The organism is Methanoculleus sp. UBA303 (genome assembly GCA_002501655.1).
Classification (GTDB): Archaea; Halobacteriota; Methanomicrobia; order Methanomicrobiales; family Methanoculleaceae; genus Methanoculleus.
In genome coordinates this window covers 1-9848 of record DANY01000028.1, presented here as the reverse complement: position 1 = coordinate 9848, position 9848 = coordinate 1, and the positions used below count along the sequence as shown (strand labels likewise).

Below are 9848 nucleotides of genomic sequence, written 5' to 3'. Positions count from 1 at the left end.
TAACGCCTCTCTCTCCCCTCTTTTTTGCGGTAATAGTGTATCATGCAACACCTGCGACGAGTACTACATCGTTGACACTTTGTGCACAACACTGTGATACACGATAATTCAGAACCTGCCTTGTCCGAGTCCGATTTCGGAAGGCCGCACCTGAGCTCATTGCAACAGTCATTAGGCCACAATCATGACCCCAATATTCCCTGCCCAGCATCCCCGTACCGGAGCGGGCACCGACCACAACCAGTTGGATCGTATTCAGTTGGTTAAGTCCCTACAGGCAAACATAAACGAATTCAGTACGACCCCTTTTTATATCCCACGCAAACAGAGGAATGAGTGCAATATGGAGCTCCAAGCCCAATGAGCGCGTGTGGTAACTGATCAGGCAGATTCCCATAGGCTTGCTGCAAGGTAAAATTTTATTAAGAACGAGAGACTTCAGGCATATGATATAGGTGCACGTACGACAAGCAGTGTCTATTGTTCTGATCCTGCTAGGCGTAATGCTGATTGCTCAGCCTGCATTGATTTTTACTATGCCAGTCACTTCAATAATCATTCCGGACTCTGCGTTTGGATTGGTCTGCCTGGAAAAGAGATTTGGCGCTGGACAGAACCCAACAGGCAACCCGATTGGCGGAGGCGAGGGATATAGTGATATCGTCACACCGATGGATTCACAGGTGAGGTATCCCGTCACAACACGAGACGAACTGCTCGTTGCACTCAAGAATGCAGATAGTGGAGATGTAGTATACATCGATGCAAATGCCCAGATCGACCTTACTAATACTCCAGAGGTGATCATCCCCGCCGGTGTGACACTTGCAGGCAACCGGGGAGCAGTAAATACGACCGGAGCAGCAGTATATTCTTTCACCACCGGAGAGCCGGGAGAGTATACTCTATGGGGTCTTGTATCTGTGGCCGATGAGAATGACAGTTCATTCTGGGTCAGGGTGGATGGTAAGGAGGGCCGGCTGTGGGATCTGGAACCAAAATCGGATTGGTACTGGAGCAGGGAAGGAACATACAATCTCTCCGCTGGACACCACACCCTGACTATCCGGCAGCAGGAAGATGGTTCGAAACTCGATGGGTTCCTCATCACAGACGAGCCGGGTTATGTCCCGGTTACTGTCATAGGAGGGCAGCATATCTGGATAGAGGCAGAATCAGGAGCACCCTCACCTCCTGTGGAGATAGAACGGAACCTCACAGCATCAGGTGGGATGTGCATTGTGGTACCCAAAGGTGCTGGCATGGGCGAGCCCCCAGTCTCCCCGGGTGGGCTGATTTACCAGAGTAGCGCAACGGGCAGCGGGCCTGACACCGACCGGTACACTACTATGTTCAAGGTCACCGGACAGAACGTGAGGATCACCGGCTTACGACTTCAGGGGCCTGACAACAGCACATCAAGCCCACAGAGATTTGCAATCTTCTCCACTGCTCGTAATCTGGAGGTGGACAATTGTGAGATCTTTGGCTGGGGCTATGCAGGGGTTGCTCTCTTCAGGACTGGAGGAGTTTCAGACATGAAAATCGGCGGGTACATCCACCACAACTATATCCACCACTGCCAGCGGAGCGATCTTGGCTACGGCGTCGAGGTCGGGCAGGGTGGTGAGGGCCTGATCGAGGCGAACAAGTTTGACTATTGCAGACATGCAGTCGCTGGAACCGGAGACGTCAACAATGGGTATGAGGTGTGCTATAACATCTTTGGCCCGAACTTCCCCATGAGCAACACTGCTCATGTCATAGACATGCACGGCGTGAGCACTCCTTCCGGGAACGTTGCCGGCGACAGACTGGTCATTCATCACAATACGTTTGAAGCTATCAGCACAACCGATTATAGCATCGCCATTCGTGGGATTCCCAGGACCGGGGCATACATCGATCACAACTGGATCAAGTATACCGGCGCCCCGATCGGGCGAACTGGTGTTACAACCAGCCAGCTCAACGTCCGCATGTATATCGGTGAGAACAAGGGTCCATCCGGGCAGATCCTGACGACTCTTCAGCAGAGGATCTTTTCCACGAGTTTGGCGTAACGCCTCTCTCTCCCCTCTTTCGTATGAAAATGACCCCAACTATTTTCATCCGGTATGCCTGTGGCCCCAGGGGCATCATGTAGTTTTTTGCGGTAATAGTGTGTCATGCAACACCTGCGACGAATGTTTTAGTATCTTCCGGTATTGCTGATCTCCGGTGAGTCGCCCGCGATTGCCGGGTATTGCCCGCCCCCTGGCCTGCCAGGGGAAAACAGGGATCATGCAGGAGAGATACAGCAACGCCTCTTACGATACAATGCGGGAGATACCCAAGGGGAAGTAGCAGATACGTAACTCTACCCTGTGAGTATTTATATACCTATGAGGAACAGGAACCTCCGCATCCCAGGATACAGATCAGCAGGATTTGTATGGCACAAGTATTGATGATTCGCTCTCACTACCCAGACACCAGGCTTGAGAAAGAAGCGGATGCACTCCGAAAGAGTGGTCACTCAGTCTGCTTCCTCGTTTGGGACAGAGGAAGAATTTCGCAGTCCCGCAGTATGAACACGAGTGAAGTTCTCCAATTTCGAGCGAAAGTACATCCGGACGATCTACGTGTCATTCTGTACCTGCCCCTGTGGTGGCTCTTCATCATCCACGCCCTCACATACAGGGATTTCGATGTCGTTCATGCGGCAGACTTGGACACGTACGTGCCAGCACTCCTTGTCGCGAAACTGAAGAGAAAGAAGATTGTGTATGACATCTATGATTTCTATGCCGAGATGATCCAGTTTCCCCTGCTCGCGGATCTCTCGAAAAGATGTATATCCGTCATCGACAGATGCCTGATGGAATATGCGGACATCGTAATTCTCCCTGATCCAGCACGGATAAAGCAGGTGGGAATCAGAGATACGAGAAAAATTGTCATTATTGCAAACTCTCCCAAGGAGAGTACAATTGACGGAATCCCTTCGCGACCCTCTGACAATCGATTCAGGATCTTTTATGGGGGCAATATCCAGGAAGACCGATACCTCGACGAGGTCTGCCGGATTGTCAGAAATCTCCCTGGTGTATACCTCTCCATTCATGGTCCATGCTCCGAGCAATACAGCGAGAAACTTCAGGAGATCTCCAGGGGCTCGGAAAATATCCAGCTCTCCTTTGGGTGGGTCGCGCATAAGGAGATCCTAGCAAAAACCATGGAGGCCGATCTTCTCTTTGCTCTCTACAATCCACGGATACCAAATAACTGTTACGCTAGCCCGAACAAGCTTTTCGAGGCTATGCTCTGCGGAAAACCGATCATCGTGAACAGTGGCAGTACGATGACATCTATCGTCCGGGATACGGAGTGCGGCTTAATTGTTCCTTTTGGCGATCCTGATGCTTTCAGGGAGGCTGTCCAGCAGTTGAGGGAAGATCCAAGCCTGAGAGACAGGCTTGGGACGAACGCACGGGCCGCCTATGAAAACCTGTTCCGTTGGGAGATAATGGAGGAGAGACTTTCATCAACATACGGAGATCTCACATACTCTGCTGGGCCGTACCGCGGAGGAGATTCGGATAACACAGGGAGGGACTAAACGGCGTGTGGATGAATGTCATCCAGAATGATGGATTATGACAATATGGATGGGCGCATAAATATGGACGTCATTATTCTTGATGCGCACCCTGAAGAGGATGCGAGGATTAAGAGGCATGTTAAATATCTCATAGATCAAGGATTAAATGTCTACAGAATACACTATAACCACATAGATGAATCTGCTAAACCCGGGGTATTTTCTCAATTCGGAGAGAAAGGGTTTAGAATAAACATATCGGTATTTCAGGGCAAGCTTCGAACGCTTTATTATCTGAGTTATTGTTTAAGAAGAAAAATACTGACGGAGTGTCTGAAGGCATTAGAAATACTCAATTTTGATCCTGTGCGTCCGTACATTCTTCACGTACATGATCCCCAGTTATTACCATTAGCCGCAATGCTGGTTAGAAATGGGCTACTCAGTTCAAAAATTGTTTATGATAGGCATGAACTCTACGAAGAACTCGTCCAGCGTTATGGTATTTCTATTCCTGCCTTCTACGAAAAACATATAAAAAACTTTATTTCAGGGATAGTTATTGTTTCAGAGCACCATTTCAATCCGGCTCGTAGATTGTTTCCCAAGCCACATATTGTTACCGTTCCAAATTATCCTTTATCGGAAGTTTATGACACGAGTATCATAAATGACAAGATACAGTCACTCAAGTCAGATTCCCAGATTAATGCTATTTATATCGGTGGTCTCAATAATCTGTTAGATAGAGATGTCGATCTTCTCATAAAAATCGCAGATAACACGCTTCAGTCCTACGATAATGTGAATTTCATCATAGGTGGAACCTACTTGGATGCACAATCAAAAGTGAAGATCGATGCCCTATCTAAGAAGTATGCTGATAAATTTCAATTCCTTGGCTACGTTCCGCGGGAGAAGACAATCGAACTCACTCAAAAGGCCCATATTGGCTTTTTCCTTCTGAGGCCGGACACACGTTATTGGGTAAAGGCTTCGCCCAACAAGGTTTTTGAATACTTGATATGTGGTACTGTTCCTATCATCAGGGTTGATGTCGATCATGCCGATGCACTGAAGAAGTGTTCATTGATCTTCGGTCGTTCCGACGATGACGACGTTATTGTTAAGGCTGTATTGGATTTGGTTGGCGATTCCGCGAGGCTTAAAGATCTAATGATGGCCGCTAAAGTTCTGAGCGCTGATTATACATGGGAAGTTGTAGCGTTTCGATATATTGAGTTGTACAACCTGTTGAGTCCATCCTAAAAATTCATTGGCCCAGATAAATCTCATCAGGAAAGCGCCCTATTCTTCAAATATTCGATTAAATCATCGACGGATTCTCCCTTCAATGATTGGAGAACAGTATTTGCACCTATCACGTGTGAAGTTTTTCCTTCAATGAGCATATTTACTGCATCGATATACTCGAAGACGGAATCAGCAGTGAGTACATACTCCTGCAGAGCTGCCGGAAGGCCCTGTATGGACAGAGTGGATGCGATGACAGGTCTACCGCACGCAAGTGCCTCCAGTATCCGTATCTTTATCCCACCCGGGTTTTTTAAGGGAACAATGACGGCATCGGCTGCTCGTACGTAATTACCTGGATTCTCAACCTGGCCAATAAAATTAATGCCGCTATTCTCTTCCAGATTGAAGTGCTTAGGCGGAGTTCCAGACCCAAAAATATTCACTCGCACCCTTGAATTCATATTTTCGTTGCTGATGGCCGGAACCAACTCTTGAACGATGAATTGTAATGCATCATGGTTTTGCTCTCTATCCAAACTGCCATAGAACACGAGATTGAATTTATCATTGCCGAGTTCTTGACGTTGCCCGTGAGGGTTAAATAACTCGGTGTCAATCTTTGGAGGTATATAGAAGACCTTTTCTTCGTCAATCATTCCGTTTACATACTCGTAATCACTCAAAGATATCGTAACAACTGCATCAACGTTTCGGATCACATGGTTTTCATAAAGTCTCATCGGGATATAAAGCGGAGAATCGTTCGCCTTGAGATACTGCCATTCAATATTATGCATAATAAGGATTTTAGGGATATGATTTCGGTCTGCGATCTGTTTTGCGATGTGATAGTAGAATACACTAAAAAAGATCGCGTCAGGGGTCTGAATACTATCTAGAGACTGATTCAGCAGGTAATCAGGTCTAATTATACTCAAGAGTCTTGAATGTTTGATAAATGAGAACCTCGGCACCAGATATTGTACCTTGAAGTTTGTCTTCTGGGGTTGGTGACCTTCCTTGTCCCCGACATCCATTGCATAATATTCACATACATCGTTCTCTTTTCCTAACTCAGAGAGCAGATAGAACCTATACCAGTCACCACCGCTATTGATAGGAACTGGATTGTATATGTCAAAGAATGCAATCTTCATGCTACACCTCGTACCGTGGCTGCGTACCTGCCTGAGGTGGGCCTCTAGGAGGGCCCGGAGGCAGACATAAGAGCCCTGAATAGTGAGCACATGGCTCACCTCCAGACTGCCCCTCCGATAGCGTGGGGATTTTGCCAGCCTGACACGGCGAGACGTGGTGATGGAAAGGCTTGCGGGGTATCATGATCTGGCCTCTGTTTGGAGCCACTTATTGCAATCATCGTACATATTATACTTATCGGCTCTGTTGCTGCGTTGAAGATGCCTCGCAGTTTGACCCAAAGAACAGAGATGCCAGACGCATACTCTAACTGGAGTATATAATGGACGCCTTGTTCGACGCGGCGAGTTCTACCTCTCGTTCGAGTTCATCTACCTGTGGGATGTGCTCCTTGACCAGATGAACACCGGCAAGCGCGGCCGTCCGCGTCTGTATCCAGAACCCCTCATCGTGTGGATGGCCTGCACTCACATCCACCCCTAGATGCCCTACCGCCGGAGGGAGGGGCTTACTCGGGAACTCTCAATAATTATCCTACTCTCACGCCAGCAGATTATACGACCCTCTCCCGCCGGGTAAACCCTTGGATCTCTCGTTTGAAAGTAACTCCCGGAACCCTTTTCTGAGGTCGTCGTCATCGCTGTCAATAGCACCTGGATCATGGGCTGCCGACGAGGGCAAGTAGATGTGGGAGAAGTGGAAGGTCCGGCGTGGCTGGACCTGGGTCCACGCCGTGATTGATGTTGAGACCAATCAGATTCTCGGCCTGGAAGTCGCCGGCGAGTAGGTTCCGGATGACCGGATGTTCGTCCCTTTCTCCTCGACGGGGTTGTGCAGCGCTGCAGTGAGGAGTATGCTGTGCGCAGGGTTCTCGCGGACGGACGGGTATGGCCGGAATTCGCTCTTCAATACCCTCAAAGGATGGAGTTCCTCTCCGAAATCAAGGCACAGTTCAATGCCTTGACAGGTCACTTCCCGGAAGGGGATGCTATGAGATGTGAGGATGAAAAATAAACTGCTACGACATGCCGGTCTACAATGGTGACATGAACTGATGTGTCAGTGGTATTGAAAGGGGCCTCTGTTGGAATTGTGCAACACGCACCTGATAGCTGCGAAATATATAGTTTGAGTTCAGAAGGGGGTCTCTAATCCTAAGGGAGAGTAGAGGTTTAGCATGAAGATTCGATTGCTGGAAAAAGTGACTGAGGCCTTTCCGTATCTGGTACTGGTCACCTACATCGCAGGCTTCATCTTCAGCATTCTCATCGATAGGGTGAGTTACCTGGTCAACGGCTCAATTCTGGCAATTCCGGCAATCATCGGAGTCTTTACATTCATCATCATAAAAAAAAGGGATGTCGACCTGTCAGGAAACATAGGGCTGTTTTCATATAATCCCTCTAAGTCCACACTGCTCTTCGGGCTGCTCTATACTCTTACCATTGCTATTCTTCTCATCGCATCTGCCGAATCAAAGTGGGGTCTTGTGGCGATCCTTATCTTATATGTCACAATTCTTGTCCAGGTTCTATCGAGAAGAATAGTCCCGGTAGTAGTGCTCGTTGAGACGATGCTCACTCTCGCAGTCACCATTTACAGTTATACTCTGCGATCGGCACTCTACTTCGGCGCTACGGATACGATGCCACATATCTACATGTCCACCGTCACCTACCTCTCCGGGCACATCATCCCGCCAGAACTCGGGAACTACACACACTTTCCCCTGTACCACATATTCATGGCACTCTCTTCGCTCACGCTCGGTCTGGATATCCAATCATCTCTCTTTGTCACTACCTGCCTGATTTATATCTCCACTGTGCCGCTTCTGTACTACCTAGTCATCAGGATATTCCGCAATGAGCAGATCTCCCTCCTGATCATTCTTGCGTATGCTATGAATGCTAACGTTACATACTACGGCACGTACATGGTGACGAGGACCATGGCCTATGTCGGGTTCCTGATCCTCCTGTATCTGCTCTACTCCTTGGCAAGTCCAAAGTCTGACACAGAATCTGCCGTTGCCAGACCCACCGCCCGGAGAGTTCTCGTCGTGATCATGCTCGTCTTCATTCTGTTGACTCACCAGATCTCCACACCAATGATCATCATTCTGCTCGGACTTCTCTTCACCCTTGAACTGCTTATACACGATGAAATGCACGTGAATCTGGTCTTCCTGACAGTGCCCGTTGCCCTCTTCGCCTGCTACTGGATATTCGTTGCTCACTCCTTCATATGGGAGTTGCTCCCGCGCACCGAACCCAATCTATACAAAAGCATTGTCTTTGCCAAAGTGGAATACCTGGGGCTAAGTTTCCTCGTGAACCGCATCGATATTCTGCTCATCGTTTTCTTCGCATTACTCGGAGCGCTCTATCTCATATGGAAGCAGCAACCAAGATACTCGATCATATTCGGCATTCTGGGACTGGTGGCGATATTCCTGAACGTCCCGAATATCCTCACTACAGTGTTTCAATTCGTGGAAATACTTCGCATGGATCGGTTTGCACTTCTGGTCCTGCCGTTTCTCGCTCTCATCATGGGAGTCGGGATGTACATCTTCGCCAAATTCCTATCTATCAGGGGATGTACGCCACGATGGAGTGGGATACTGCTAGCCGCGCTGATTGCCATCTATGGTATCGGTTCCCTAGGGCTTGTGAAGGACGAACCGGATCACATACGATACTCCTTTTGTGAGGAGGAGATCGCCGGATTTGATCATGTATTGAAGACAGTTCCAAGCGGGTCTTCCCTGCACTCGGATTATTATACGTGGCGGTTCTTCGCCAGGCAGAAGTTCAATGGATCCGAGCGCCTGGGATTACCGCATTATACCATACCATATTATGACAATTACTGGCTGCAAAACACGCTGGAATCCTCGGGGGAGCAAGGATATATCATCCTTCCTCAGGGCCAGTTCCTGCGAAACGGACTGCTCCTTGGAAGTTATGACGAGTTTGATCCGGAGAATCTTCAGCCCTACCTGCCTACAGAGGGAAATGTCCTGAATATCTCACGGAGACTCACAATAGAGGATAAAATCTACTCAAACTACGGCGTCGAGTTATACCGTGATAGCCGGAGTTTTTCAGCCATGTGATTTTTCCCCGTGCTAGCCCCGTCCCAAAACACTCGCCCGGCCCCCCTCACTGTGCGATAAGTCTGCCGACAAAAGTCTGATCGTCTGATCTCCATGCCTGGTTTCGATCAGATCTTCACGGAAAAAGAGGGAGGGTTTGAAGAAAGACCTCCGGTGAGAGTATCGAAATACGAGTCCGGAATGGCGCTCCTCATGGGACGAGAGAGTATTGTACATCTTGTTCGCGAGATGCTTCCCATGATGTATGCCACTGAGGAATTAATCAGAGATCAACTTAAACCGACAGGCAATGCTTGAGCGTCAGTCTAGGGAAGGAACGCCTCTCTCAGCCTACGATGAAGGACTATTCTGGAAGATACGTTGCAATTGAGATTAGAATTCTCGATTCGCGGTGTCAGTCAGGTAACAGGCCACCATCAGAGAACGGTTATCTGGGATTACCGGTTGACCGGCGAGCACGCTAAGCTCTTTCATCGGACTCTCTCCCTTGAATGGATCGAACAGGACGAATTCAGGACATTTGTTCAAAAACACATCGGGAAACTGAAAAACGGGATTGCGGCGATTGCTGGACATACCCTGCCGTCAAGAACACTTGGGATTCATCATTGCTCATTCCACCGGAAACAAACGGGGAGCCTGCACGCACCTCCTTGACCTGGTTTTCGAGAGAGTTTCGTTGCCGATGCCTTCTGCCTGATCGTCGTCCGACATTCCGCAGGTCTTTGC

At 48.7% G+C, this 9848-nt stretch carries 6 protein-coding genes; 4 read left to right on the top strand and 2 right to left on the bottom strand.

What is annotated here, in order from left to right; all coding sequences use genetic code 11:
* The first annotated feature begins 473 nt into the window (after positions 1 to 473).
* From BP846_RS06095 to BP846_RS06085, 3 genes are all read left to right on the top strand, one after another.
* The gene (locus BP846_RS06095; protein ID WP_292393452.1) at positions 474 to 2063 is read left to right on the top strand and encodes a hypothetical protein; all 1590 of its coding nucleotides are present in this window, start codon (positions 474 to 476) and stop codon (positions 2061 to 2063) included.
* A 371-nt stretch (positions 2064 to 2434) separates the two neighbouring features.
* Complete coding sequence (locus tag BP846_RS06090; protein WP_292393450.1) at positions 2435 to 3601, top strand: glycosyltransferase family 4 protein; 1167 nt, start codon at positions 2435 to 2437, stop codon at positions 3599 to 3601.
* Between the two features lie 63 nt (positions 3602 to 3664).
* A complete protein-coding gene (locus BP846_RS06085; protein WP_292393448.1) occupies positions 3665 to 4852 on the top strand; it encodes a glycosyltransferase in 1188 nt (395 codons plus the stop codon).
* A gap of 26 nt (positions 4853 to 4878) precedes the next feature.
* Here BP846_RS06085 and BP846_RS06080 read toward each other — a convergent pair whose 3' ends face one another.
* Complete coding sequence (locus BP846_RS06080; RefSeq protein ID WP_292393446.1) at positions 4879 to 5997, bottom strand: glycosyltransferase family 4 protein; 1119 nt, start codon at positions 5995 to 5997, stop codon at positions 4879 to 4881.
* A 754-nt stretch (positions 5998 to 6751) separates the two neighbouring features.
* Complete coding sequence (locus BP846_RS13120) at positions 6752 to 6907, bottom strand: hypothetical protein (protein WP_394339961.1); 156 nt, start codon at positions 6905 to 6907, stop codon at positions 6752 to 6754.
* A 268-nt stretch (positions 6908 to 7175) separates the two neighbouring features.
* Between BP846_RS13120 and BP846_RS06070 the strand changes: the two genes are divergently transcribed.
* A complete protein-coding gene (locus tag BP846_RS06070) occupies positions 7176 to 9119 on the top strand; it encodes a hypothetical protein (protein WP_292393443.1) in 1944 nt (647 codons plus the stop codon).
* Positions 9120 to 9848: the final 729 nt, after the last annotated feature.

Excerpts from the sequence above, each read along its gene's own strand:
- BP846_RS06090 (WP_292393450.1), top strand. The coding sequence starts at position 2,435 with ATGGCACAAGTATTGATGATTCGCTCTCACTACCCAGACACCAGGCTT.
- BP846_RS06085 (WP_292393448.1), top strand. The coding sequence starts at position 3,665 with ATGGACGTCATTATTCTTGATGCGCACCCTGAAGAGGATGCGAGGATT.
- BP846_RS06080 (WP_292393446.1), bottom strand. The coding sequence starts at position 5,997 with ATGAAGATTGCATTCTTTGACATATACAATCCAGTTCCTATCAATAGC.
- BP846_RS06070 (WP_292393443.1), top strand. The coding sequence starts at position 7,176 with ATGAAGATTCGATTGCTGGAAAAAGTGACTGAGGCCTTTCCGTATCTG.